The 26,195-nt window shown below is 44.2% G+C and carries 27 protein-coding genes; 7 read left to right on the top strand and 20 right to left on the bottom strand.

Annotated elements, in window-relative coordinates; genetic code table 11:
• Window positions 1-288 precede the first annotated feature (288 nt).
• Window positions 289-3,510, bottom strand: coding sequence for a type I restriction endonuclease subunit R (locus FXV91_RS17875; protein ID WP_229392144.1), 3,222 nt, complete (start codon window positions 3,508-3,510; stop codon window positions 289-291).
• Window positions 3,511-3,659: 149 nt separating this feature from the next.
• Between FXV91_RS17875 and FXV91_RS17870 the strand changes: the two genes are divergently transcribed.
• Window positions 3,660-4,373, top strand: a complete 714-nt coding sequence (locus FXV91_RS17870; RefSeq protein ID WP_229392142.1) for a hypothetical protein — start codon at window positions 3,660-3,662, stop codon at window positions 4,371-4,373.
• An 81-nt stretch (window positions 4,374-4,454) separates the two neighbouring features.
• On the opposite strand, the gene FXV91_RS17865 is transcribed toward FXV91_RS17870, so the two are convergent.
• Genes FXV91_RS17865 through FXV91_RS17845 form a run of 5 tightly spaced genes read right to left on the bottom strand, consistent with a single transcriptional unit; the run spans window position 4,455 to window position 8,310 of the window.
• Window positions 4,455-4,727, bottom strand: a complete 273-nt coding sequence (locus FXV91_RS17865) for a type II toxin-antitoxin system mRNA interferase toxin, RelE/StbE family (protein ID WP_229392141.1) — start codon at window positions 4,725-4,727, stop codon at window positions 4,455-4,457.
• Window positions 4,724-4,930 carry a hypothetical protein gene (locus tag FXV91_RS17860; protein WP_229392140.1) on the bottom strand — a complete coding sequence of 69 codons (207 nt, stop codon included), beginning with the start codon at window positions 4,928-4,930 and terminating at the stop codon, window positions 4,724-4,726. The genes FXV91_RS17865 and FXV91_RS17860 overlap by 4 nt, the downstream gene beginning before the upstream one ends.
• Before the next feature lie 33 nt (window positions 4,931-4,963).
• Entirely contained in the window at window positions 4,964-5,548 is a 585-nt protein-coding gene (locus tag FXV91_RS17855) for a DUF6155 family protein (protein WP_229392138.1), read from the bottom strand.
• Window positions 5,549-5,569: 21 nt separating this feature from the next.
• Window positions 5,570-6,787: a restriction endonuclease subunit S gene (locus FXV91_RS17850; RefSeq protein ID WP_229392136.1), complete on the bottom strand. Its 1,218-nt coding sequence runs from the start codon at window positions 6,785-6,787 to the stop codon at window positions 5,570-5,572.
• Window positions 6,784-8,310, bottom strand: a complete 1,527-nt coding sequence (locus FXV91_RS17845) for a class I SAM-dependent DNA methyltransferase (RefSeq protein WP_229392134.1) — start codon at window positions 8,308-8,310, stop codon at window positions 6,784-6,786. Before FXV91_RS17845 ends, FXV91_RS17850 begins: the two co-directional genes overlap by 4 nt.
• Before the next feature lie 241 nt (window positions 8,311-8,551).
• Here FXV91_RS17845 and FXV91_RS17840 point away from each other — a divergent pair, with 241 nt between their 5' ends.
• Window positions 8,552-8,953 (top strand): NUDIX domain-containing protein, encoded by a 402-nt coding sequence (locus FXV91_RS17840; RefSeq protein WP_345945539.1) that lies wholly within the window; start codon window positions 8,552-8,554, stop codon window positions 8,951-8,953.
• 31 nt (window positions 8,954-8,984) lie between these two features.
• Here the strand turns inward: FXV91_RS17840 and FXV91_RS17835 are convergent, their stop codons facing one another.
• The 4 genes from FXV91_RS17835 to FXV91_RS17820 form a co-directional block, all read right to left on the bottom strand.
• A complete protein-coding gene (locus FXV91_RS17835) occupies window positions 8,985-9,125 on the bottom strand; it encodes a hypothetical protein (protein ID WP_229392130.1) in 141 nt (46 codons plus the stop codon).
• A gap of 63 nt (window positions 9,126-9,188) precedes the next feature.
• On the bottom strand, window positions 9,189-10,301 hold the full coding sequence (locus FXV91_RS17830) for a hypothetical protein (protein ID WP_229392128.1): 1,113 nt from the start codon (window positions 10,299-10,301) through the stop codon (window positions 9,189-9,191).
• Between the two features lie 198 nt (window positions 10,302-10,499).
• Window positions 10,500-11,636 (bottom strand): hypothetical protein, encoded by a 1,137-nt coding sequence (locus FXV91_RS17825; RefSeq protein WP_229392127.1) that lies wholly within the window; start codon window positions 11,634-11,636, stop codon window positions 10,500-10,502.
• Between the two features lie 936 nt (window positions 11,637-12,572).
• Window positions 12,573-13,658, bottom strand: coding sequence for a hypothetical protein (locus FXV91_RS17820; protein WP_229392126.1), 1,086 nt, complete (start codon window positions 13,656-13,658; stop codon window positions 12,573-12,575).
• 397 nt (window positions 13,659-14,055) lie between these two features.
• Between FXV91_RS17820 and FXV91_RS17815 the strand changes: the two genes are divergently transcribed.
• The 3 genes from FXV91_RS17815 (at window position 14,056) to pepD (ending at window position 18,008) form a co-directional block, all read left to right on the top strand.
• The gene (locus tag FXV91_RS17815) at window positions 14,056-14,220 is read left to right on the top strand and encodes a hypothetical protein (protein WP_229392125.1); all 165 of its coding nucleotides are present in this window, start codon (window positions 14,056-14,058) and stop codon (window positions 14,218-14,220) included.
• Entirely contained in the window at window positions 14,207-15,457 is a 1,251-nt protein-coding gene (locus FXV91_RS17810) for a hypothetical protein (RefSeq protein ID WP_229392124.1), read from the top strand. The genes FXV91_RS17815 and FXV91_RS17810 overlap by 14 nt, the downstream gene beginning before the upstream one ends.
• A gap of 1,030 nt (window positions 15,458-16,487) precedes the next feature.
• The gene (pepD, locus tag FXV91_RS17805) at window positions 16,488-18,008 is read left to right on the top strand and encodes a beta-Ala-His dipeptidase (RefSeq protein WP_229392123.1); all 1,521 of its coding nucleotides are present in this window, start codon (window positions 16,488-16,490) and stop codon (window positions 18,006-18,008) included.
• A gap of 161 nt (window positions 18,009-18,169) precedes the next feature.
• On the opposite strand, the gene aqpZ is transcribed toward pepD, so the two are convergent.
• Window positions 18,170-18,898, bottom strand: coding sequence for an aquaporin Z (aqpZ, locus tag FXV91_RS17800; protein WP_229392122.1), 729 nt, complete (start codon window positions 18,896-18,898; stop codon window positions 18,170-18,172).
• Between the two features lie 171 nt (window positions 18,899-19,069).
• The gene (locus tag FXV91_RS17795) at window positions 19,070-19,336 is read right to left on the bottom strand and encodes a hypothetical protein (RefSeq protein WP_229392121.1); all 267 of its coding nucleotides are present in this window, start codon (window positions 19,334-19,336) and stop codon (window positions 19,070-19,072) included.
• Window positions 19,337-19,341: 5 nt separating this feature from the next.
• On the opposite strand from FXV91_RS17795, the gene FXV91_RS17790 reads away from it, so the two are divergent.
• On the top strand, window positions 19,342-19,515 hold the full coding sequence (locus tag FXV91_RS17790) for a hypothetical protein (RefSeq protein ID WP_229392120.1): 174 nt from the start codon (window positions 19,342-19,344) through the stop codon (window positions 19,513-19,515).
• A gap of 26 nt (window positions 19,516-19,541) precedes the next feature.
• On the opposite strand, the gene FXV91_RS17785 is transcribed toward FXV91_RS17790, so the two are convergent.
• The 3 genes from FXV91_RS17785 to FXV91_RS17775 all read right to left on the bottom strand — a co-directional run bounded on the left by FXV91_RS17785 (window position 19,542) and on the right by FXV91_RS17775 (window position 22,913).
• On the bottom strand, window positions 19,542-19,826 hold the full coding sequence (locus FXV91_RS17785; RefSeq protein WP_229392118.1) for a hypothetical protein: 285 nt from the start codon (window positions 19,824-19,826) through the stop codon (window positions 19,542-19,544).
• Between the two features lie 100 nt (window positions 19,827-19,926).
• Complete coding sequence (locus FXV91_RS17780; protein ID WP_229392116.1) at window positions 19,927-21,417, bottom strand: arylsulfatase; 1,491 nt, start codon at window positions 21,415-21,417, stop codon at window positions 19,927-19,929.
• Between the two features lie 152 nt (window positions 21,418-21,569).
• On the bottom strand, window positions 21,570-22,913 hold the full coding sequence (locus FXV91_RS17775) for an anaerobic sulfatase maturase (RefSeq protein WP_229392114.1): 1,344 nt from the start codon (window positions 22,911-22,913) through the stop codon (window positions 21,570-21,572).
• On the opposite strand from FXV91_RS17775, the gene FXV91_RS17770 reads away from it, so the two are divergent.
• Entirely contained in the window at window positions 22,907-23,071 is a 165-nt protein-coding gene (locus FXV91_RS17770) for a hypothetical protein (RefSeq protein WP_229392112.1), read from the top strand. The genes FXV91_RS17775 and FXV91_RS17770 overlap by 7 nt on opposite strands.
• Here the strand turns inward: FXV91_RS17770 and FXV91_RS20055 are convergent, their stop codons facing one another.
• The 5 genes from FXV91_RS20055 to FXV91_RS17750 all read right to left on the bottom strand — a co-directional run bounded on the left by FXV91_RS20055 (window position 23,072) and on the right by FXV91_RS17750 (window position 26,017).
• On the bottom strand, window positions 23,072-23,206 hold the full coding sequence (locus FXV91_RS20055; RefSeq protein WP_255680699.1) for a hypothetical protein: 135 nt from the start codon (window positions 23,204-23,206) through the stop codon (window positions 23,072-23,074).
• A 165-nt stretch (window positions 23,207-23,371) separates the two neighbouring features.
• The gene (locus tag FXV91_RS17765) at window positions 23,372-23,872 is read right to left on the bottom strand and encodes a DUF1269 domain-containing protein (protein ID WP_229392110.1); all 501 of its coding nucleotides are present in this window, start codon (window positions 23,870-23,872) and stop codon (window positions 23,372-23,374) included.
• Between the two features lie 420 nt (window positions 23,873-24,292).
• On the bottom strand, window positions 24,293-25,351 hold the full coding sequence (locus tag FXV91_RS17760; RefSeq protein WP_229392108.1) for an AI-2E family transporter: 1,059 nt from the start codon (window positions 25,349-25,351) through the stop codon (window positions 24,293-24,295).
• An 81-nt stretch (window positions 25,352-25,432) separates the two neighbouring features.
• On the bottom strand, window positions 25,433-25,849 hold the full coding sequence (locus tag FXV91_RS17755; RefSeq protein ID WP_229392097.1) for a DUF1269 domain-containing protein: 417 nt from the start codon (window positions 25,847-25,849) through the stop codon (window positions 25,433-25,435).
• An 18-nt stretch (window positions 25,850-25,867) separates the two neighbouring features.
• Entirely contained in the window at window positions 25,868-26,017 is a 150-nt protein-coding gene (locus FXV91_RS17750) for a hypothetical protein (protein ID WP_229392096.1), read from the bottom strand.
• Window positions 26,018-26,195: the final 178 nt, after the last annotated feature.

The following is a 26,195-nucleotide window of genomic DNA, read 5'->3' as shown; positions in this document are numbered from 1 at the left end:
CACGAGTGATATTATCTGCAAACAGTAATATTTTTATTGCAAAGCCTGGGGCGGTTAAGAGGATTAAGGTATTTTATTAATGCATCATGATAAACAAAACTCAGGATAATAATTTTATTTTCTGGTTTGCTCTGTCAAAAATAAAGATAAATGATTTATCAATGTGTAAGCGCCTCAAGCCTTTCATATCGAGCTTTAAAGGTTTAAAGAGGCTCAAATCGTCCAGTTTTCATGATCGGATCAATACTTATAGCGGCTATGGACGGAAGATTATTCGAAAATCGGGTCTCAGGCTACTGCTTCATAGATACTGTGGTTATCACCTGCATAAGAATCATAGATATGCTGGAAAACCATGCTGCATTTCTCTTCATAAGTCATTAAATCATATGATTCGGGCAACCCTCTATCCAGTTCATCTTCGATTTCTTTTTTGACTGCGGCAACTGCCTGTTGCTTTTTTCTCCAGTCCAGAACCAGTTTCTCAGCTTTTAAGGTAGCAAGGAGCTCTTTTGCAACTTTCCTTACCTGGCTCTTCTCTTTTTCGTTCAGGTCAGGTTTTCTCAGCTTGTCGAAGAGAGAGAGTTCTTCTTCAGTTAAATTTTCCATAATTGCCCTCTCATCTTCCTTTTTCAACGCTTTAGCAAATTCTATCAGTTCTTTGTAAGACTGGTCTACATTTGCAGAACCTGAATTATACTCTTCGATCAGGGTTTCGAATTTCTTCTGGTAATCAAGGCGGATGCTATTTAATTTAATCATTTCTCTTAGTTTGTAAGAGACAAGATTTTTCAACCATTCAAATTCAGTGTTCTTGTGCTGTTTGTCAAATCTGTCTGCCAGAGCATCAAAATTGATATCTTTAAGAGCAACTATTCTACCTTTCTTTGACTCCTCTATAATGTATTCTTTGGACCCGATTGATTTATCAAGAACTCCCTGTATCCTGTCGATCACTCTTGAAATGTCAACTTCAGGATCTAGAGAACGAATTTCTTTTACCAGCTCCTCGTAAAGAGTCATCTGTGAAAGAAACTCTGAAGCCCTTTTGTGAGGCAATAAGGATTTGTATATTTTTAGGGCGGTCCCAGCTTCAGTTAAAAACTTCTTTTTTGTTGACTCGTTCTTGAGGATGGCATCAGTGGCATTTTTCAAGAGTCTTATTTTCTCAAAACCCGACTTTGTCTTAATAATTTTTTGTGAGTCTACAGAGAGTCCGGACAGGAATTTATTTATCTCTTTGACCTTCTGTTCAAGAGCTTCCAGAAGTTTTTCTTTCGGCTTTATAGGGGCTTCAATTCCTTCGGACTTGGGTGAGGCGTATATTTTTAGGGCCTGTTCAAGGTTTCCGAATATACCGACATAATCAACAATAAAACCTCCGGCCTTTTCCCCAAAGACTCTGTTAGCTCTGGCAATTGTTTGCATGAGGCTGTGACCTCTCATGGGCCTGTCAAGGTAAATTGTTGAAAGCGAGGGGACATCGAAGCCCTCTCTCCATTTGCTGCATACGAAAACAATTTTGAGCTTGCTCTTTGAGTCCTTGAAAATCTTTTCCAGATCTTCCTCATTCATTCTTTTTCTGTGAGGCCTTATATCCAGCCCTTTTTTCTCAAACTTTTTTATCTCATTCTGCCCTTCGCTGACAACGACAGCCATGTCCACGCTTTCAAATTCGGAGATCAATTTTTCCAGAGCTTTGGCTTCTTCACTTCTGGATGTGGCTCTTTTCTGCTCCTTTAGTTCACTAATATACTGGTTCCAGTACTTCCGGACCTTATCGTACATTTTTACTGTTGTGAGCTTATCTATAGATACGACAAGAGCTTTTCCGGTATAACCCCGTGTAACATAGTGCTCCACAATATCTTTTGCAATTGTTTCAAGGCGGTCCTCTCTTACGATGATATGATACTCTTTTGAAAACTCTATGGCAAGCTTGGACTCTTCGTCATCATCAAGGCTGGCTTCTTCAATTTCCCGGTAAATATCATCATTGAGGTTATCGTTTTTCAACTGGACTTCAGGCATACGGTTTTCATAATAAAGAGGGACAGTTGCCCCGTCTTCTATGGAGTGCATGAAGTTGTAGATGCTAACATAATCTCCGAATGTGGCTCTTGTCTTTTCTTCTTCCACTATTAACGGCGTGCCAGTAAAGCCGATAAAGCCCGCATTCGGCAGGGCATCCTTCATATTCTGGGCGAGGGTATCATACTGAGTCCTGTGGGCTTCGTCCGCAATTATTATGATGTCATCCCTGTCCGAAAGCAAAGGATGTTTTACGCCTTTCCTGGTCCCGAATTTGTGGATAAGAGTAAAGACAAGCCTGTGGTCTTCGGTGAGCAGCTGTTTGAGATGTTCCCCGCTTCTGGCCTGTACACCGACCTCGCTTATTGCGCCTGCGTTCTGGAAGTTCTGGTAGATCTGCTCGTCCAGTTCTTCCCTGTCGGTCACAACCACAAAGGTATAGTTGCCCGGAAATTTCCGCATGATTTTTTGTGCAAAAAAGATCATGGAATAGCTTTTTCCCGAACCTTGAGTGTGCCAGAAGACTCCTATTTTCCCTTCGTTTTCTCTTTGTTTCTTAAAGGATTCTATGGCGTTATTGACCCCAAGGTACTGGTGATTTTTGGCAATTATCTTTACAGGGTGCCCTTCGCTGCTTGAAAAAAGAGTGAAATTTTCCAGAATATCAAGGAAGCGACTTGGTTCACAGCTGCCCTTTATCATTGTGTCCAGCAAAGTGTCTCCGGCTTCATTTTCGTCGTTGACCCGTTTCCATTCGCCAAAGTGCTCAAACCCACTTGTAATGGTCCCGATTTTTGATTCCCTGCCGTTGGAAAGGATTATGAAAGCGTTGTACCAGAAAAGCTGGGGAATTGCTTCTTTATAGTCCGTAAGGTTATCGTCAAAAGCTTCTTTGACCCGTCTGCCAGTAGCTTTTAGCTCGATAAAGATGAGAGGAATTCCGTTTATAAAGCCTAAAAGGTCAGTTCGTCTGGGACTCATTTCTCCGGTAATCCAGAACTGGGAGGCTAAAAATAAGTCGTTGTTTTCGGGACTGTCAAAGTCGATAACTTTTACGGTCTGGTCTTCAATTTCCCCTTTTTCATTCCTGACTTTGACCTTGACTCCGTTTTTGATTAGCAAATAAACTTCCTGATTTGCTTTTACAGGGCTAAGCCTGCTCCTATCCTTTGCCAGTTCCTGGATTGCCAGCTCTTCAGCCTCGTCGCAGATGTCAGGATTAAGTTTTTTTATTGCCTCGCTCAGTTTCCGGAAAAGAATCACTTCTGATTGTATTTTTCTCCCCAGAGTCCCTTTCCCATCGAGCCCGAACTTTTCATGGAAACAGTTTAAGGGAGTGTAGCCCAGCTTTTTGAATTCCAGGATTGCGGACTTTTCTACAAGAGAGTTTTCACTATAATCATTATCATCCGGAACGTTTTCCTCTCTTGATGATTTATTTCTCAACAATTCCTCATTGCTTTTTATTTCGGCAACCATTTTTAACACGACTTCTATTTTTCCCCTGGCTTTTCCAAAATTCTTATCCTTTGTTAAGATTACTCGTTTATTTAAATTATATTGATTTAATGTTATTTTTGAGCGTCAATTTCTAAAAACTTATATTTCTTTGACATCGAAAACCTATTATGAAAAATCAGTACTTTGGAGACCTGAGAGACCTATTCAAGTACGATTTGATCCTCCACATCCTAGACCGGATAGATTTGCAACAGCTAACTTTCATCCCTATGCTGACCAAAAATGATTCTCTCAATGAAGGAAACAAGAGGGATTTCTGTAATGCGAAGAGTTGCAATTCCCCCGGCACTGGCAATGGAGAACTCGTGAAATTCCTTGAACAATATAAAGATGTAACAGTTGATGAAAGAAGTATAGGTTACATTGAGTCTCACTTTAACTCAGCAGGCCACAAAATTTCTATTTACAACGGGCAGAAAGGCCTATATTTTGAGCAACAAGTCCGAAAAAAGTATTTTAGTGGGATACCTGACGAATCGCTAATCAAATCTTTAATTTTCATAGATCCAGATATCGGATTGGAAGTTCAGCGTTCCAGAGAGAAACATCTGCTGTACAGCGAGGCAAAGAGCCTTTACAACCGCATGGATCAGAATTCCATTATAATGATATACCAGCATTTCCCGAGAATAAAGCATCGTGATTATCTATCTACGCGGTCTCAGGAGTTAAAAGAATTAACAGCAGGTTTGCCACTATATATTTCGGACAATGAGATTATATTCTTCTTCCTGGCTAAAAATGAGAACACAAAGAATCTGCTGGAACAAATTCTCCGTAATTATAAAAACAAGTACAAAAGGCTTATAATCAACGTATAAAATAAGTTAAAAAATTATGTTTAGCAACTCTGTGCTTCTTCAAAAAATACGTCAATGAGCTGGAGGAGATTTTTTGTAATATCAGGACGTTCTGTAAACGCCGTCATGATGCGCAAAATCCCAGAATATTACCTTATTTTCCGGTTCAACAATCTCAAAAACGAGAACAAATGACTTATCAATATGTACTCGCCTCAAACCTTTCATATCGTGCCTTAAAGGTTTGAAACGGTGAGGGTTGTCAAGGATTTCACTCATTTTGTTCAGCAGGATTTCAAAACGCTCTTTGTCTTTTTTCTGGATTTTTTCCAGATCTCTTTCAAGGTGCCTGCTGATTTCATACGAATATCTCAAAGCTTTACCCCGAATTTCTTTTCAAATTCGCTTCCTGAAATAGTTCCCTCTTTTTTGATCTCGTCCAGCCTCTCAAGGTATTCTTCTCTTACAGGGTGCAGTTCGCTGTCAATTAGCTCAAGGCTTTCCTCGATTTCGAGAATTTTTGTTTTCAGGAAATCCAGGTCATCCGATATTTTCTTTAGCAGCTCCGTCTCGATCATATTCCCTCATGGTTATTTTGGGTCTGGAAATATTTATACGTGGCTATGAAGGCTTCTTGCGGGATTATCAAAAAAATCCTCGATATCTGTTACAAGTAACTCTACGTCATCCTCAAATCCCCAGCCTATCCCTTCTGACTTTTTTCTAATTTCAAAAAGCCTCTTCTTAAACCGGGGGTAAAGGGGTTTTCCTTCAGGTGTTTTTAAGAGATTACAGAACTTTTCGAGCATGTCAACAATTTTGTTGTAGAATTTCTCATCTATGTCCCCATATTCGTTGGTAAAATCCACCCCGTTTTCAACATAGAAAAGCATTAGCTCCAATTTCCCTTCAAAATCCCCTGATGCCTTTGAATAACTGTCTATCTCCTTTTCAGCTACAGAATACCTGAGCGTCCCATGCCCCTTTTCCGGGAAAAACTCATTTTTTATTATTTCCCGGTAAGCTTCCAGTACTCCTGGCTCAGCTTCTGGCTCCATGCTTCCTGCAAGCAAACACCATCTGTTTTCTTCGGAAAGCCTGTAAAGATTCTGGATAATATTGATAAGCTCTTTTTTGTCTGCATTCTGCAGAGTCTTTTTTAAGTCAAACCACCTTAAATCCAGACCATGTTGCATACTACGGCTTCGAAGGTTGAATTATGATTCCTGAAACTCGTTTCTTATGTGAATATCCAGATCAGAAACATCTATTTCCCCTGAGATCAGTTTGGGGAGAAGAAGGTCGCGGGTTTTGCGGAGATTTTGATTCTTTTTGGCTAGAATAAATATCTGGTTCAAAATAGGTTCCAGTATTTTATTGATTTCCTCTATAATTTCAATGGGTGGGATTAAAATTGGTAAGGATTTAACATCTTCTTGATTAATACCAGGTTGAGCTGCATTTGAATTTAGATTTTTTATGTTTTCTGTCATAAAATCCAGATCTAACCAAAAATAAAGATAATTTTGACATTTCTGATCTTTTGACCTTAGGATAAAAACGTGCTCATTTATACAACATTTTCCATGAGGAAAATTATCACAAAACATCGTTTTTCTACCAATTTTTGCGCCATCTTTATACAAAAGTACGTCTTTATGTTTTACAATTCCTTTTTTCATTTTATTGAAAAATTCGGAAGATACATATTTCTCTTTAGAAAAATCATAAATTCCTAGACCAATAATATTTTCTGCCCCTATACTTGGAATCCCTTCACCTAGATCTCCAACACCACCTTTTGGTCGACTTCCAGATTCTAGAGAACTTAGTAAGCTTCCAACCCTACAAATTTTCCATCCCTCTGGGATCTCCCTCAATTCAGAAGAAATCATTTTTACATTTTCATGCCCCGGAAACCTGAACTTAACGAACCATTCCTCATAAATTAGCTTTGCCATATGTTCAAGGATTTCTATTCTCCGTTTGTTGTTTTCTATAAGGTCATCGTAGCTGGAGAGGATGGAAGCGATTTTTTTTTGAATTCCGATAACTGGTACTTCTACATTTATGAGGTGGAGAGCATTACGATTCAATCCTGGAACCGCACCTGCTGTATTTTGATTGGCAAGGTTTAGAGTGGATAAAAAATAACTTACGAATTTTGGATCATTTTCTTTGAAGTCTCTTACATATAGAGTTGTATTAAGTGGCCAAAAGTCCTCTTCAACAAAAAATACCTTCCCTAAAGTTCCATATCGACCTGTAACTACGCCGGGTCCTTTAACTTTTGACTCGTTGTGAAAGCCATCAGTTCCTGAAGATGATATTATTGGAATGGTTCCCTTCTCTCTTTTGCCTTTTGGAAGATCAAAACCTCTTTGGAATGTTATCACATCTCCTAACTTTACACTTTTCCATTCCGACGTTCTCATACTTTCTTCCCCAATAGTTTCTCTATATTTTCACCAATCTCTTCTTCCAGCTCCCTTGCTTCGAGATTCAGCCCTTCAAGTTCTTCATTTAACTCTTGCAACCGCTCCGTAAAATTAAAATCCTCTTCAATGGCCTCGGCAACCCCTACATACCGGCCCGGATTTAGAGAATATCCCTGCTCTCTGACCTCATCAAGAGTTACAACCTTACACAAACCCTTGACATCCTCGTAAGGTTCGCTTCCTTCTTCTTCGCGGTAGCTCCTGACGATTCCTGCGATTTTTTCGATCTGCTCTGCGGTAAACTCCCTGTGCGCCCGGTCGACCTGCGTGAAAATCTCCCTGGCGTCAATGAAGAGAATCTTATCTTTTCGGCCGGTTCCGGCTTTACCTTTGTCCAGGAACCAGAGGGTGCAGGGGAGGGTGACAGTGTAGAAAAAGTTTGAGCCGATGGAGACCATTACGTCAACTGCACTACTTTCGATGAGCTGTTTTCTTATTTCAGCTTCTGTGCCTCTGGCATCGGAGGCGGAGTTTGCCATGACGAAACCGGCTCTGCCTTTTTCGTTTAAGGCTGACCAGAAGTGCTGGATCCAGAGGTAGTTTGCGTTATCAGTTGAAGGGGTGCCGAGTGGGAGCCTTTTGTCGCCTTTGACCTTTTCAAAATCGACTTTTTTCACGTTGAAGGGGGGATTTGCCATTACGAAATCGAAAGTATCGACCGAATTGTGAATGTTTTCATAATAGGTGTTGCCTTCTTTAATATCCCCTGATAGCCCGTGGACTGCAAGGTTCATTTTGCAGAGCCGGACGGTATCGGCTACTTTTTCCTGGCCGTAGACAGAGATTTCGGAACTGGCTTTTCGGTGGTGGTTTTCAACAAAATGGGCGCTCTGGACAAACATGCCGCCTGACCCGCAGGCAGGATCAAGGATTTTTCCGTGGTAGGGCTCGATGACTTCTACAATCAATTTGACAAGGGATATGGGGGTGAAGAACTCCCCGCCTTTCTGGCCTTCAGCCATTGCGAATTTGCCGAGGAAATACTCGTAGATCTTGCCGAAGGCATCTCCCTGGATGTCCGTGGGCAGTTTGAAGGCTTTTAAAAGGGCAACGAGCAGGTCATTTTCAAAAGATGTGTAGTTTTTTGGCAGGATGTTGGTCAGTTCAGGATTTTCGGCTTCAATTGCTTCCATTGCTTCATTGACAGCTTTTCCTGTGTTTTCACTTTCCGGCAGGTCCAGTAAATAAGAGTATCTGGCTTTTTCAGAAAGGTAAAGGACTCCTTTTGCCTGAAAATCCACTTTTGAGATTTCGTTTTTCCTTCTCCGGCTGGATGAGTTGTTTTCCAGCTCCAGTTTTAATTCCTGTTCTGCCTGAGCGAATTTGAACTCAGCGTATCTTAAAAAAATTAACCCGAGTACAGGGACGGAGTATTCCGAGGCTTTCAAGCCGGAATTTGCCCGGAGTTCGTTAGCCACGTCCCATAACCTTTTTTCAGTTTCGTTATTGTTGCCTGCCATTTTTTATCATCTTTTGAACTTGTTTTTAGTTCTCATCACTGAATTAACATAAATATGTTGCTAAAATGTCGAAAAAATATTTTATAGGAATCCGTGTTGATTTTATTAGGGACATGAATAGCGGTCAAGGCGTGATAAAAAATAGGAGAAAGGAAACAAAGGAGAAAGGAAACAACCAGCCTCATTGAAGCTTTAAATAATTTCAGAAATAAAACCAATCCATAAGTAGCAAACCTGTAAAATACAACTATTTAGCGGGGGCAAAAATATTCCAAGCGCATACGACAACCGCAGAGGCTCGGCAATTGTTGAAACCGAAAAAGGGGTCCTGCTTGTGAGCAGTTCGGGGTCTTACTTCAGGCTTCCCGGAGGAAAACCGGAAAAGGGGGAAGCGAGCATCGAAGCTGCAATCCGGGAGCTCAGGGAAGAGACCGGGCTTCGGGCTTATGATGTCAGGTACCTTTTCAAGTTTCATGCGTCAAAGGTTTTCAGGATTCGGGCGAAAGGGGATCCAGAGCCGGGAATGGAGATTCACCATTTTGCGTATTTCAGGCCCGGAAGGGATATGGAGGTGCGGGTTTCTGAGAATACGCTCAAAATACTGGATAGATATTATGAGCTGAAAGAAAGGGATAGTAAGTAAAAGGTTATGTTTTAATCCGGGGCCAGCCTGTTCAGATCTCCCAGGCAGCGTGTTTGTCTGGCAAGGAACTAAAACTTCTTCTCAGTTGTTCTACCGCTCCGCCGCGTTCTTTCGGATCATTACTATAACTTTTTTTATGGATTTTTTCTTGATTGACCATCACCTGCACCATTGTACCCTAACATTACAAGAGTTAAAATTATTTTTCATTTGTTTGTCTTTGACACCTGCAAAATCACCTTTTGTTGTTATAGCTCCAGATATGCGTGCGCCTGTACCTGTCATAGAGTGTAACGTTCAGGGTAAGGAGAAGGACAAAAAATAAGGTATTAGAAAGGTCAATCGAACCATTAAGTAAGGGTAGCACGAGGTCAAAGAACAGGACAAGACCGAAGTTTACAACTGACATTACAACAAATTCCTGAATAATAGACCTCCATTGCCTCCCGCGCCTGACAAGCCACTGGCTCAATGCGGTGTTAATCACTATGAGAATAGATACACCGGCTGCCACCTGGAGGCTGTTTGCCCGAACGCCTGGGAGCACCTCGGCAAAAATGATGCTCAGGAGAGAGATAAGTATGATCTTCTCGGCGAGTTCACGGGTTACGAGCTTTTCGGATAACAGTTTATTGACTATTTTCATCTGCTTATGCTCCTCCCTTGTTCTGGCACTTTCAGCACCGTCAGACAGGAAGGAGGGGATAGGGTCTGCAGCAAATGAAAAACCCGGCCGGGCAGGGGGTAGGTCCTTCAAGAGCCACCAAACCATAAAAAGCAGGACCGAATCCCAGGCAATCAAGAAGAGTGTGTTTGCGGGATTTTCCATGACCCAATCGGTTGTGCTCATTTCAGCGATATGTATCCAGTATTCCTGCGGTACTTTGACGAAAATCCATATCAGAGCTGCCGTGATAATCAATTTATTTTTTGTAAGCACCAGCGGGTTCCATTTTAGGCGGACTGCCTCATAAAAAATGAAGAAATATTCAAAGACATTCGGGAAGATAAACAGCAGTGCTCGCAGATGTGTTATCCCGAAAAGGGCTGCGCCGACCAACCTGTAGTAGAAAAGGAAACGGCTCAATCTGAAGGCAAAAAGGTTCGACCAGTCTCTAAGGGTTGAAAGGTATGTAATGGTCAGATAATAAATGTCAAGGGCTTTATCATAGCCCTGGTAGTCATCCAGAGGCAGGCCCGTAAAAAGTTGGAAAATTGTCCTGTCAACAGCGTCAAGGACCAGGGAAGCTATTATTCCGGGGAGAGGATATTTCGGAATAGAGAGTGGTATTAAGAAGCGAGCCATAACTACAGCCCAGAAAATAAATATATCTGACGCGTCCGGCATTTTGAAGTTTGCCTCCCTTTTTCTCTCCTTTTAACAGATAACTTCCCAGTTTTATTTCAAGGCCAAACCAGATTTATATCTAGATTTTACTGAAATACTTAAAAAGTGATCTCCGTTTCTCATAAAACCTTACTGGCCTGCCAGATTCTCACATTCGGTCTCCTCTTCAATCCCTTTGAACTTCAATCCTTTTTGATCTCAATTATTTTTAATCTCAATCCCTTTTTTTGATTCTTCAAACTCAGTTATTGTCGCGTGACTCCAGAGATGCACGCGCCGATATCTGTCATAGAGAGTTACGTTCAGGGTAAGGAGAAGAACGAAGAATAGAGTGTTAAGAAGGTCGATCGAACCCTCGTACCTTGCCAGAAGGAAATCAAAGAGCAGGACAAGGATGAGGTTTACAATAGACATTACGATGAACTCCTTCACAATTGATCTCCATTGTGTCCCGCGTCTGGCAAGCCACTGGCTTAACTCGGTGTTTATTATGATAAGGATAGACATACCGAATGCAATCTGGACGTCGTTTGCCCGGACTTCGGGAAGAATCTGTGCAAAGATTATGCTAAGAAGAGAGACCAGCACAATCTTCTCGATCAATTCGTGGTGTATGAAATCATCAAAAAATCTCTTACTCGTGTAATTATCCTTCACACGGGCAGCTCGTAAACTGTCAAATCTGAAAGTTGCATGATGAGCAGCAATCGAGAAGCCCGATCTCATGGGAGGAAAATCTCTGAGCAGCCACCACGCCATGCCGATCATGACTGCAGTCCACCCAATCAAAATGAATACATTTGAAGGATTGGCTCTGATCCAGTCGGTTGTATCCATTTTCGCTATATGTATCCAGTATTCCTGCGGCAGTTTGACGAAAATCCATATCAGGGCTGCTGTAATTATTAATTTGTCTTTTGTAAGCACCCTAGGGTCCCATTTCATGCGGACTGCCTCGTAAAAAATAAAGAAGTACTCGAAGGTGTTTGGAAAGATAAGTAGCAGTGAACGAAGGTTGGTCAACTCGAAGAGAGCAACTCCTACCAGCCTGTAATAGAAAAGGAAACGATTTACCTCAAAAGCGAAGTGATTTGACCAGTTCCGCATGGTTGAAAGGTATGTGATAGCCAGGTAATAGACATCAAGAGCCTTGTCATAGCCCTGATAGCCCTCAAGAGGCAGGTCCGTAAACAATTGGAAAATTGTCTGGTCAACAGCGTCAAGGAGCAGAGAAGCTATTATTCCGGGAAGAGGGTACTTTGGAATAGAGAGCGGTATAAAAAAACGAGCCATGACTACAGCCCAGAAAATCAACATATCCGAGGTAGCTACCATTATGAAGTTTGCCTCCCTTCTTAAATACCCAATCGGAAAGGGTTTGTTATTGTTTCCAGTTTGTCCAGCCTGAAAAATGGCTCTTAAAATCTCTTTACTTAATTTGTACTATTCTCTATTTAATTTTATATTTTGATATTTTTATCCCTCACGACACTAACATATTACCTGCGGATGTGTCACAATATCTTGATTTTCCTCCAGGGTTTAAATCAGTTTTTGCGAATTTTCCCTGCCACTGGTAGTCTCTGCACCGGTAGTCTCTGCACTGGTAGTCTATGATTACCTGTTTAATCTGTTTCGGAACAAAGGAGAAAAGCTTTCAGTTCCCTCTTCACATGCTGAATGGTTCCTGGCTCGCCTGTCAGCCAGACAAATTTCATCCTTAACCCCGAGACCATTTCTTTTCAGTTCAGCAAATATAAGCCCTCAGCCAGCCAGTCTGGAATGTCTTCAAAAGAAAAAAGCAGAAGGAAACTGAGACTAATGAGAAAAGCAAAATAAGTAATTTTTAGAAATTTTTAGTTCTTTTTTATTTGCATCCAGAAAGGGTTTTTGGCTGTTTAACTTTCTGGTTTTAATTGTTTTTCCTTCCACCTTTTCTCTTCTTTTTTACGGGAAAGGCCGCTCGCAGGCGAGCGTGACAAGAACGACTCAGTATAGTGAATGAAGCTGCACAGATAAAAGAAATCGTAATTTAGTCCTCTTGAGCGAAGCGGAGCGAAAAGGACAGCATACTGTTGCACTTGCAGTGCAACTCCCAGAAAATCTCCGATTTCCTGTGATCCCTAAGCCCTATTCGAGCGTGACAGGGACTATTCAGTGTAGCGAATGAAGCTTCACGGGTAAGAAATATTTGTAGTTCAGTTCCCTTGAAAGAGTTCGCTGTCTGACCATATTTTCTCCGCCTGACGTCTCAATTATTTTGGCTCAAAATCAACTGCCTATCTCTGTCTTATGGTTCCTGACATGTAAAACCTTGTACCTGTCATAGAGAGTTATATTCAGGGTCAGGAGGAGGACAAAAAATAGAGTGTTGAAGAGGTTGATTGAGCCGTCGTACCTGGGCAGCAGAAAATTAAAAGCAAGCACTATACCGAGGTTTACTGCGGACATCACGACAAATTCCCTCATGATTGATTTCCAGTGAGTTCCACGTCTGGCAAGCCAGTGGCTCAATGCTGTGTTTATTATGATGAGGACAGCCATGCCTGTTGCGAGCTGGAGATTGCTTGCCCGCACGCCCGGAAGTATCTGGGCGAAAATGATGGTAATGAGAGAGATCAGCACGATTTTTTCGATCACGGAGTTATCGATGAGGCGTTCCCGCTGTTCATTCCCTATTTTAGGCGTGGGTGGGACAGCCGGGGCAGCTACCACGGGGGTGGCGGCAATTTCCAGGCCCGGGCGGGTGGGAGGAAGGTCCCGGACCAACCACCAGGCCATACCGAGCAGGAACGCTGCGTAGGCGATCAGTATGATGGCGTTTGAAGGATTTGCCCTGATCCAGTCAGTGGTGTCCAGCTGGGCGACGTGTATCCAGTATTCCTGAGGCAGCTTGACGAAAATCCAGATAAGGGCTGCAGCAGTTATCAATTTGCTTTTTGTCAGCACCTTCGGATCCCATTTCAGGCGGATGGTTTCATAGAAGATAAAGAAGTACTCAAAAGTGTTAGGGAAAACGAGCAGCAGAGGGCGTAGTTGTGTGAGTTCGAAGACAGCGACGCCGACCAGACGGTAATAGAAAAGGAAGCGGTTTAGCTTGAAGGCATAGAGGTTCGACCAGTTGCGCAGGGTCGAAAGATACGTAATGGTCAGGTAATAGACATCAAGGGATTTATCGTAGCTCTGATAGCCTTCAAGAGGCAGGCTCGTGAACAGCTGGAAGATCGTCTGGTCGATACCGTCCAGGATCAGGCATGCCAGCACGCCGGGGAGAGGGTAACGAGGAATGGTGAGCGGTATCAAGAAGCGGGCCATAACTACAGCCCAGAAAATCACCATATCTGAAGTATCTACCATTGTAAGTTTGCTTCCCCCTTTTAGGCTCTACTTTCCCCTGAGAACCCAGTTTTCATGTCCATTACCGGCTGGAACACGCTGTTATAGTACCTTTAGTTAATTTTATAGTATTTCGTTATTATACTAATATCGAAACTATATTACTCATCTCGAAGTTTGCTTATTTTGAAGTTTACTTATTTTGAAGTTTACTTATTTTGAAGTTTACTCATCTCGAAACCTTTACTCATTTTGGAATTATTATACGATGGATTTTATATAGATCAAATTTATACATATATCCTATTAATCGATTTAAGCAAGATTAATATACACTAAAATAACTAAAAAAGACCAGTTACATGCCAGTTGCCTTGCCTGCGGCCGGGGTTGAAGCTTAAGGCAGGAATTATTGCAGATGTGTGGGGCATTCTGCGAAGCAATTATGGCAACAGGTTACGGTTTTGCTCTTTGGCAGGTTCTATATTTAGCAACTGGAATTATACCGGTTCTGACCACCCGCCACCTGCAGAGAGCCCTGCTGGTAAAGAATTCTGGAGGATATGGGAATGGCACAGTTTAAACCTTTTAATATGGATAGTATACCGATAGAAGAGCAGTTCATGAACTGGAAGGAAATAGTCAAAGCTCCGTATGACAGAAACTCTGTAGATGCATACACAAGGACACGCGTAATTCTCATGAATGGGATTGAGAATGCCTCAGTTCTTATGTCCCATGCCATGGAACGAATGACTGTCGATCCAGAGATCAAGCGTCAGATGGCTTTGATACGGCGCATTGACTCCATGCAGCAGCAAACGGTTGACTGGTTAAATCCGGCTAATCAGACTATTATAGAGACTACACTTGGGTACGAACAGGTGGCTGTCGATCTCACTGCTAACCTTGCAAGGAACGAGTCCGATCCATACGTAAAACAGACTCTGGATTTCGCTCTTCTTGAGGACTTCGATCACCTCTACCGCTACAGTTGCCTCTATGATTATCTGGAAGGAGGCGACTATGATACTGTTGTACAGGGAAAAACAGAGGTGAAGCCCGGAAGACCCACAAGTGTCGAGCACCGCCACCCGGACGACACCATGCGAAAACACTATAATAAAGATACGGCTGATATCAAAACCAAAATGAATTGCCTCACCATTGTTGCAGGTGAGCAGCAGACCGAGCTTTTCTATAAAACTCATGGGAACATGTATTCTGATGAACTTGCACGGCAGCTTTATTCCGAGATTGCTGACGTTGAAGAAGAGCATGTGACCCAGTATGGATTACTCGGCGATCCTCGGGAGACAATGCTTGAAAAGTCAGCGCTCATGCAGCTCTGTGAAGCTTATGTTTATTTCTCCTGCGCGCAGACTGAAAGCGATTCCAGGATAAGAGCTATCTGGGAGGACTTTATGAGGATGGAAATCTCCCACTTTGAGGCATGTGCCAATCTTCTTGAAAAATATGAAGGCCGTGATATCAGGAATATCGTACAGGCTGATGTTATCGAGCCGCTGGTGGTTTTTGAGTCGAACAAGGATTATGTAAATCGGGTAATTGAAGAGCAGCTTGACCTTACGCCTCAGAACATGGAGTACCTGAGATTCAGGGAGATTGCAGATGAATGGTCCACGTTCAGGTTCCAGTGGAAGATGAATAAAGCAGGTGTGCCCAGTGAAGAAGTAGTTGGCAAAGCTAAAAGCGAGCTGGCACAGCGCGACCAGGCTAAAGACATCAAACAGTTTAAGAATCAGGTAGCCAAGCGCACAGAAGATCTTATGACTGGAAGACCAGCACCACCTATGTGAATCTAAAGCAAGGTTTTTTAGTTCAGGCGACGGCGCTATCCAGCGCCAATTAAATTTTTGTTTTCTCAGTAGATCCGGAAACTGAACCTGAGATCTCCTTTCTTAAGTCCAGGTTTATTTCAGTTAAATATCCCGCTAGCTTGCTGCGAGGATGGAATACTTCCTCGGTAATCGTTAATGATAGTACGATTTATCAATTCCATTTTTTGGTTGTTAATTTCTGCTCAAACTAAATTTTTTAGGGCTATCGTCTACTTTAACGGAATTTGGAGCGGTGGTGTGAACATACCCTGTTGCTTGCAGTGGGGTGCGCCACCGCAACTTTGATTTTTTCATAGGCTCTTCTTTTTGCTTTCTTTGTATTCTTTTCTTCCTTCTCTATACTGCTGTCTGCTTCTTTCTTCTTTTTGGGAAGAGCCGCCAGACAAGCTGGCGGAGAAGTCCGATATTATAGAGTAAAAATTAGTTGGAGGGAACAAAAAACTATTTTTCTAACCAGACGAGCTATTCTCCATGAAGCCTGCTGAAAGATCGGTTAAAGCTTTATAAGATCAAAAATGGGTGTTGACCAGTACAGCCGTACTCGCTATACCTGTTATTTCTGTTGCACTCGACAAAAGAGAGCGGTCTGCCCAAAAAAGACCAAAAAAGAGACTTGACGAAGTGGTAAAAAGCGATAAAATAAACTGGAAAATAGCATTTTTTAAGTAATATTTTATTCTGTCTTAATTGCATTTCCTGTATACTTTATTTCCAGAGAAACTTGAGCTCAAAAAAGGCTTCTATGGCCAGGGGAAATGCTTTTCAGCCAGGCAGAAAACCCTCTAAATTTTTTATAGTATCAGACTTATCTGGAAACACAGGAAGAATAGCAATCGATTAACTGAAAAAACTGAAACCGGAACTACACTTAAATCTCTGTTCTAACAATAGGAGTGCAAGAACTGAACTCTGAAAGGAATACTAATTAAAGCATAGATCTTGGCTATAATAATTTTTTTACCTTGACATATCTTTGAGTTGATCCCCCATGCACCCGAAAACCCGACAGATCCTTAAAACTTTCGAAGAAATCAATAAAATCCCACGCCGTTCTAAAAATGAAGAAAAACTTGCCTTATGGCTACTGGAATGGGCAGGAAACCGCAACTTTGAAGCAAAAACCGATGCTACAAACAATGTCCTGATCAAAGTCCCTCCTACTCCGGGGTATGAAAACTCTCCCGGGATTGTGCTGCAGGGGCATATGGATATGGTCTGCGAGAAGTGCAAAGAGTCAGAGCACGATTTTTCGAAAGACCCTATCAGGTGTGTGTATGATGGGGAGTGGCTGCGAGGAGATGGGACTTCTATCGGGGCGGACAACGGAATTGCAATTGCAATGGGGCTTGTGCTGGCAGAAGCCGGAAAGAAAGGAGAGATAGAGCATCCGCCGCTCGAGCTGCTCTTTACGGTTGACGAGGAAACAGGACTTACAGGAGCCAGCGGGCTTGAAGAAGGTTTTTTTGAAGGCAGAATCCTGCTGAACCTGGACTCTGAGGATGAAGGAATGTTTATAGTAGGGTGCGCAGGAGGGCAGAATTCACGGGTTACCCTGCCTGTTGAATGGGAGCTGTTTGACTACGGAAAGGAAGGTGGGTTCGGGTTCTTCAGGCTCTCGGTTGAAGGGCTTGAAGGAGGGCACTCCGGAGTTGAGATTCACAGGCAGAGGGCAAATGGAATTCAGTTGCTTGCCCGGCTTCTGGCAGGCTTGAAGGAGAAAATCGGATCTGACAACCTCAGACTAGTCTTTTTCAGTGGAGGGAGCGTCCATAACGCGATTCCAAACCGTGCAGAGGCATTTATTGCACTCCTGAGGAGTAAAGAAGGGCGGGCAGAAGACTTTGTCTCAGGGTTTATGCAGACTCTCAGGGATGAGTATGCAGAATCAGATCCTGAAATTGTCCTTGATCTTAAAGAGGTTGAGAATAGAGCTATTTTTGAGACAGCCGGAGGTAAGGTCGCCAGAAAAGAATTGCCTTTGGGAAAGGTCTTTTCGGCAGGAACGGAAGAGAGGCTTCTCGGGCTCCTTCTCGGGCTGCCTCATGGGGTTCACAGGCTCTCGGACACAATCCCGGGACTTGTTGAGACTTCAAACAATCTGGCAACAGTAAGAACAGAGGAAAATGAAGTAAGAATTCTCTCGAGCCAGCGCAGTTCTGTTATGTCAAGGCTGGCTGAAGTCACAGGAAAGGTGGAAACCGTTGCAAAATTGGCAGGAGCACAGGCTGAACATGAATGCGGATATCCTGCCTGGGAACCTGACCTTCAGGCCGGGTTACTTATGAAGTGCAGGCAGGTTTATACTGGTACCTTTGAGAAAGAGCCGGAAATAAGGGTCGTGCATGCCGGACTTGAGTGCGGGGTAATTGGCTCAAAATGCGAGTGCATTGAAATGATTTCTTTCGGGCCAACAATCAAAGACCCTCATTCTCCGGCTGAAAGAATTTTCATTCCCTCTATCGAGAAGGTCTGGGTTTTCCTGGAAAATCTACTGAAAAGTTATCGCTGATTAAAAACTACTGTTCACGGAATCTACTTGTATCAAGTTTTTTCGGGTGGGAACTCGGTAGAGCTACCGCTCCAATCAACGCTAAATTACTGTTTTATTAACCATTTCAGTTAAATTTTATACTCTTTTATCGGTCTTACCGAGAGGTCGAGCTGCAACCCTCACTGAGAGTGACGGTCTGCCAAGCCTGATTCGTTGTCACTGCCGACCGCACGATATGCGATGCCAGCCAGAATAGCTCCAACAATCGGCGCTACCCAGAACAGCCACAGCTGTTGAATTGCCCAGCCGCCGACGAATAGTGCCTGCGATGTGCTGCGGGCCGGATTTACTGAAGTATTTGTCACCGGAATGCTTATCAGGTGAATCAGAGTCAGCCCCAGACCGATGGCTATCGGTGCGAAACCGGATGGAGCGCGGTAATCAGTCGAGCCAAGAATGATGAAGAGGAACATGAAGGTCATCACAAGCTCGCAGACCAGCGCTGCGAACAATGAGTACCCTCCGGGTGAGTATTCCCCATAACCGTTGGCCGCAAAGCCGCTTTCGACAAGATCGAAGCCGGGCTGACCGTTTGCGATCAGCGATAGCACGAACGCAGCAATGATGGCTCCTGCCAGCTGTGCAACGATGTATGGGCCGATGTCCTTTGAGGAAAAGCGACCGCCTATAGACAGGCCGATTGTGACAGCGGGGTTGAGGTGGCAGCCCGAGATGTGACCAATTGCGTAAGCCATCGTCAGGACTGTCAGTCCGAATGCCAGGGCAACACCTGCAAAGCCGATACCAAGCTCAGGGAAGCCAGCCGCCAGAACTGCACTGCCACAGCCGCCAAGAACCAGCCAGAAAGTGCCTATAAACTCTGCTAAGAATTGACGAGTTAAGTTCATGTGAATCTCCCTTCTCTGGTTGTGAGCCGATAACTGTCTGTTTTTATATCTCCCACTCTTTCAGAACCTGCAAGACAACTCCCTGGCTCGCGGTTCTACGGTTCGATCTCTAATCTATTTACTCGTCAATATTTATAAGAATACTTTTATATATTTTATTTCGCTGATGTTTCAGCCTGCGTGTATTTGCAACTTACTGTTCATTTCAAACTGCCGTACTCCAAAACTGTCTTTTCCCGAAACCGAATTTCCCAGGCGCAGGCGGAAAACGGTGCTTTTGCCGGCTCCCATGGCCAGAGTGTAGTGGGCTGCAGATTTCGTCCCTGCCTTTCCAGGTTTACCGCACCTGCCTGTCCGTTCACAAGGTACTTGTGAAATGCATCTTTCACATAGCGTAGGGCATTCGAGGTGCCGAAAATGCCTTGCAGTTTGTCTCATCTTCGGTGAAAAGGAGTTCCGGTCCTCCTTCAGCGCAGAAAAAACGTTCTCCCAGTTCTGGATGGGATGCCCGGATAATTTACATACCACCCGGACTTTCTGCAGTCTGTAAGAGCGGTTTTGACACATTCTCAGCCCAGGCCCAGGTGTTGAGGAACCAGACAGTGGGCAGGATATGAAGCATTGTCTCCTCAGGTCCGCGGTTCTAGACGGTAATCCGGATCAACAGGTCTTCCAGAGTAGCTTTTGCATACTCAACAAATACATCAAAGTATCGGTCGTCATCAAAGATTCCAGTATCGAGAAGCTCATATTCGAACTCATTCTGGGAACGCGCATGGTCATGAGGAAAATAGTTCCAGGCATCTCCTGATTTACTGTAGTCCTCCCGTACTGTTCCACATTGTCTTTTACTGAGATAAGGTCCCCACATACGCCAGGGTACCTTCTTGTCCCTGGCTTCAATCAAACGTAACTGTTCAGCGTTCATATATTTCTCCCCATTTTCTCTAAATTTGGCTACTGCATCTCAGGAAGGGAACAGGTTTCAGCCCTGAAGTTCCTGACCAGTTCTCTTCTCGCCTCCACCATCAGGTGCTTCCTATTCCCTGCAAAAGCTTGTCCATTACCTGATCGACGGTAAAGCTGGCCGCTTTCTGACGCGGAGGAAACTCTTTAAACGTTGACATAAAGTCTCCCACGACACCCTGGGCAGGCACAAGCAAGAAGGCATGGTCGAGGAGCCAATCGTAGTAAGTATTTGAGGTCTGGTCCGCTCTTTCATAAGGATCTGTACGCAGGTTGAATATTTTTGGTACGCGCAGCGGGACAAAAGGTTCAGCCCAGACCTGTAATGTGCCGATGGCACGCTGCTCCATAAAGACCATTTTCCAGTTGTCGTACCTCAGAGCTACCAGGTCTCCGTCGTCCGAGAAGTAAAAGAACTCGATGCGCGGGGATTTCTTCTCCTTCCCGGTAAGGTAGGGAAGCAGGTTGTAACCGTCAAGATGCACGGTGAAAGTCCTGTCCCCTTCTTTGTAGCCTTTTTTGAGTTTTTCCTTAATATCCGGCTCTCCAGCTGCTGCAAGGAAAGTTGGCAGCCAATCAAGGTGGCTTACAATCTCGTTAGAAATCATGCCTGCCGGGATCTTTCCAGGCCAGCGTACTACCTCCGGAACGCGGAAAGCTCCTTCCCAGCAGGAGTTTTTCTCGTTCCTGAACGGGGTCATGGCTGCATCGGGCCAGGTGTTCATGTGCGGGCCGTTGTCCGTGCTGTAGGCAACGATGGTATCCTCTGCGATGCCAAGTTCGTCCAGCAAATTCAGAAGCATTCCCACCTGCCGGTCGTGTTCTATCATTCCATCGTGATATTCCGATTGCCAGCGTCCCGATTGCCCCCTTATCCTGTCCGGAATGTGGACCCTGAAGTGCATCCAGGTGGTATTGAACCAGACGAAAAATGGCTTGCCCACCTCATGCTGGCGTTTGATAAAATCGATGGCTGCATTTAGAAACTCCAGATCCACTGCCTCCATGCGTTTCCTGGTCAGCGGGCCTGTGTCCTCGATGCGTCCGTCGGCATAACTGTGGATTACACCCCTGGGAGCATAGTTCCTACGGAAATTTGGGAAATCCTCCTCAGGTGGATAGTCGGGGTTTTCAGGTTCCTCTTCCGCATTCAGATGGTAGAGGTTTCCAAAGAACTCGTCAAAACCATGGTTGGTGGGAAGGTGGTCGTCCCGGTCTCCAAGATGGTTCTTTCCAAACTGGCCCGTGGCATAACCCAGCGGTTTCAGAAGTTCGGCAATTGTAGGGTCCTCGGACTGGATTCCTATCTTAGCCCCTGGCATGCCCACTTTGCTCAGCCCCGTACGGAAGGCACTCTGCCCTGTGATAAAAGATGCCCTGCCGGCTGTACAGCTCTGCTCCCCGTAAGAGTCCGTAAACCTGATACCTTCGTTAGCGATCCTATCAATGTTGGGTGTTCTGTAGCCCATCAGACCGTCGCTGTAGCAACTGAGGTTGCTAACCCCGATGTCATCTCCCCAAATGACCAGTATGTTTGGTTTCTTTTCTGCCATTCTTAATTCCCCAGGATAAATTGGTTGATTGATGGTTGATTAATGAATATCTCGATCAGCAATTTTAAGAAGCCTTACGGTGCTGAATATAAAAAATATGGCTTTTTTCTTCTTAACTCCCCACTTTGTTTTTTTCGAAATCGCATACTAGGTCAAGACTGAAGCTGAATCCTGTGTTTTATCTGCTTCCGGTCCTTCCTTTCAGGTACTTTTTTCTCGCGGCCGTGGCAGCGTTTGAATTTTAGCCCGCTGCCGCAGGGACATGGGTCATTTCGTCCTGCCCTTTCAAAAGCCGCCTCCAGAGCCAGGACCCTCATCACCTCCTGTGCAGGGTAATCCCTGCGTATCAGGCCTGCAAGGATCTGCATCGGAAAGTCGATGTGCCTGAAGAAAGCTTTCCAGCCTTCGCACAGGTAGTTCAGGCCGGTTTCTCCGGTAGAAGTTGTCAGGAAGCGGTTTTTAGGACATTCTCCCCTGCAGGCAAAGAGCACATCGCATTCATGGCATACCTGCGGGAGAGTGTCGCATTTGTCCTGCCCGAACCTATACTGCTTTTCCGAAGCGGCAAGCTCGCCTATCTCTGTTTCCATGATATTGCCCAGCAGGTAGTCCGGTTCCACAAAATGATCGCATGAATAGAGGTCCCCATTATGCTCCAGGGCAAGCCCCGTCCCGCATGTTTCCTCAAAAACGCACATGCCGGAAGGCAGCCCCAGCCATCTGCGCGCAGAAGCCTCAAAAGTTTGCACGAATACCCTTCCGACATCATTTCTCACCCATTCGTCGAAAATGCGGCTCAGGAAACTTCCAAATTGTTCGGGCTGCACAGAACGGTCCGAGACTCTGTCTCCTTGCTGGTAAAGGGTACGCCCTTCATCATTGATCCTCTCAATAACCGGAATAAACTGAATCCAGTCTGTTTTTGCTTCATCTCTCAGGAAACGGTAGACTTCCAGCGGATAATCGGCATTGACCCTGTTTACTGTTGTCAGGACATTATATTCCACACCGTGTTTTTGCAGGAAGCGAAGCCCATTCATGACCCTCTCAAAGCTCCCCTCCCCTTTTTTATCCACCCTGTAGGCGTCGTGCAGTTTACGAGGGCCGTCGATGCTGATCCCTATTAGAAAATTGTTTTCCTTAAATAACTGGCACCATTCGTCGTCCAGCAGCGTGCCGTTAGTTTGCATTGTATTTTCGAAAGTCATGCCTGGCTTTCTGTACTTTTCCTGCAGCTCGATTGCACGCCGGTAAAAGTCAATGCCCATAAGCGTGGGCTCGCCTCCCTGCCAGGCAACAGTTACCTGAGGGCTGCGGTGGGCTGCGATAAGCTGCCGGATGTAGTTCTCCAGCACTTCGTCTGACATGCGGAATCTGCTGCCCGGATAGAACAACTCCTTGTCCAGAAAAAAGCAGTAAGAGCAGGCAAGGTTGCAAATAGCTCCGGTAGGTTTTGCCAGTACATGGATGCGGGAAGGCAGGTAGTTTTTTGTCATCAACACTTCCTCCTTGCGACAGAATGACCAGGCTCAATGCGCATTGCGCTCCTGGCAAAGTCGCTTCGAAGCTGTTTATCCTTATGATTTCTCTCTCTGTGATAGGACTGGCAGTGCCGGATGCTCAGGCTATGTTATCATTTACTGCCGGGTCATGATCATGCGTTCTCAACTTCCTTATCCCCGATCAGTTTGTCGCTGACATCCACGGTTACACGTAATTGTATCCATGAACTCAAAGGGATGCCGGCTGGCAGTCGGATATGACCGAAAATCTGTGGGCTGAGCCACATGCGACTCTACTGGCCAGCCCCGGCATAAAAGGGAGTCGTCACAGGTACTTCATTATGGCCTACTAACTTAACTTTTTTACATTGTTATTGATTCTTTTTACATTGTTATTGATTCAGAAAAATTAAAATGATACCAGAGAGTAAACTCCCTGGTCAAGCCTGGTTTTACTGCTGTGAATATTCGTCTTCGAAGGCAGCACGCAGCTTATCTTCTTCTTCCTTGGACAGGTTGGAGGCAATGAGTTCAAAATTCATCCCCCTGGCAGCTTCCGCTACTTTATCCTTCACTGCATCACTTGTCATCAAGAAGAGAGCTGAGGTACCTTCAGTCACTTTGCCGCGGATCGACTTGATGAACTCATCATTAATGCCGACATCGGTCATGGAACCGGTCATTGCCCCCATTGTGGCCCCAACAACCATGCCAAATATAGGAATAAAGAAAATCAGGCCAAATAGCATGCCCCAGAAAGCGCCGCTCAGTGCACCTGCACCGGTTAAATTAGTTAACTGTTCCGTTTTTGGCTTCTTTTTACCCTCAGGCCATGTGACTATTGCTGCATCATGAAGGTTTATCAAATGTTGCTTGCTCAAGTCCTTTACCACCTCAAGTGCTTTTTCTGCACCTTCTGCGGTTTCAAACTTCAAAACGGTTAATGTTGCCATTCCTTGAATCTCCTTTTCTGCTTACGGGTTCAATTTACTGGTTATTTTTCATGTCAGCCTGCAACAGCCTGACAGCTAAATTAGAAAGGGCAGGAACGTTTTTTCTTCGGGTGATGCAAGGATTTCTAACCAGAGGATTTCTCACAAGATCAGATAAGATAGACAAAAGATAGACAGGTGTTTGCCAGACATTTGTCCGAGAACGCCGGAAAGCGGTATGCAAGCTTTCCATTCGATAATTTCGATATTATTATTTCCCTCTCACCCTTTACAGAGCCTGCAAGCCCCCACATGCAGGTTCAAATAAAACAATGCTATAATATACAGCCATTTTTATGTATATTATTATATACAGGTTAGTATATTTTATCGAGTATACTTACAGGGACCTGATTATCTCGGACGCGATGCAGGGTCATTTTAGAGTACATTTTCGCCTGCTTTTTCCTCATCCTGATCTCTATCCTCACTTGATTCCATCAGTTTAGCCATCAAGCGTGTCCCCTCGGTACTTTCCAGAATTATCTTTACAACTAGTGTAAGTGGTACGGCAATCAGCGCACCTGCTGTCCCAAGCACATAAGACCAGTAAAATAAAGAAAGAAATACAATCGTCGGAGATAATTTAAGGCCTTTTCCAGCAAGAGATGGGAAAATGATATTTTCTACGAGCATATTGACAACAGTGATGGCGACAAGGACACCCACTGCCCCTATAGGCCCGTATTCGAACAGACCAAGGAGTATAGGTGGAACAGCGGCCAGATAAAAGCCCAGATAAGGGATATAACCAAAAATGAAGAACAAGAGGCCCCAGAGAATAGCAAAATCTATGCCTCCAATAAAGAGAAGTATGGCAACTCCAATGCCTCCAACCAGATTGGTCTCAGTCCTCAGGATCATGTAATTTACGACGGTTCTGCTTAACTCGGTAAACCGCGAAAGATAGACTGGTTGATCTTCAACTTCCCTCTGCACTTTTTCTGGCGCACCTGCAGCATCCAGAAGTAAAAACGTTGTCGTGATAAAAATGAGCACAATTGTTGATCCGGCGTTTAAGGCTCCCGTAACAATGCTCCCGGACACTCTGAAAGCAAATGCTGCAATATCGCTCAGGATCGATTCCAGGGAAACTCCGGCTTCAGGCAAATATGTTGAAACACTGTTCAGAACACCCTGCAACTGATTTTCATAGCTTGGCATCCTGCCACTGAGCTGGAGTAAAGAGCTTGCAAACAGAATTGCGGTTCCAACAAAAACAAATATGAAAAGAAGGATCACCAGAAGAACACTAACTTTTCCAGGAACCCCTTTCTTCATGAGCCAGTGAACCAGAGGGGAAAAGATTAGAAAGGCAAAAAGAGCGAAAAAAACCGGCAACAGTATATCTGAAATCGCCCTCATGCCAAGTGTAAGGAGAACTGCAGCAGTGCTGTAAATTAGAATTTTGGCTGGTGTTGAACTGGTATTTGCATTCATATTTACATCCCCCAATCTTTCTCTTACTGCTAACTTTCTTCTATAATAATTTGGAGCAAAGCTTCCGGTACTAAATCTTTTTTATATAGGAATTCGAGTGAGCAGCCATTCAGACGCAGACTCAACCCTGGATCCCGGTTTTTTCTTCTCTGCAAATTTAACCTCTTCTGCCAGTTCTTCTCCAACTGCAATAAGCAATTCAGATGTAAACATACCCTGGGACACAAGTACACCACCTGCATCCCGGACCGCCTGTTTCAGGCTCTTTGCCCAGAGGTGTTCGATAATAAGAACAGCAGCAGTACCTTCAGGAATGGCTTCGGTTATCTCCAGAATATCTTCCTCTGTAATTCCGTATTTTTCCTGGGTTGCTGCCAGGATTCCTGCCTCCATGCCTTCCCTCGCTCCTTCTTTGCCGCCGGCTCCATACCCGATAAGTCCTCCAATAAAGGCTCCAAAAAGCATTTTTTCTTCTTCATCCAGCTGTGTAGTTTCCATATACTTGATATTCCCTTCTTAGTCTTTCCATACGAACAGCAGGTCAATGAGCCTGACCATTTCTTTATTCATGACTGCTTCAAGTTCACGCCGGATCTGACCGTGGAAGTTAGGATTACCGAATACGATGACTAAGAGTTGCCTCGGTCCATATATTGCTTCCTCCATTCATTTATTCCCCCATTCGAAGTTCTACTTCTGTTTTTCCATTTTTATTGTACTGCACTTCAAAGGCGGTCGGTAGTCGCATAAATGAGATCGGAATCCACATGCGCTTCCGATAGCTTTCCTCCCCTTTCTATCCGAAACTCTACAATCAAAAAACAGTCACAGCGTTATTATATAG

Origin of the sequence: Methanosarcina sp. DH2, from assembly GCF_020804225.1 — an archaeon.
Classification (GTDB): domain Archaea; phylum Halobacteriota; class Methanosarcinia; order Methanosarcinales; family Methanosarcinaceae; genus Methanosarcina.
Note: the sequence above shows the minus strand (reverse complement) of the source record. Positions and strands in the feature narration are given on the sequence as shown.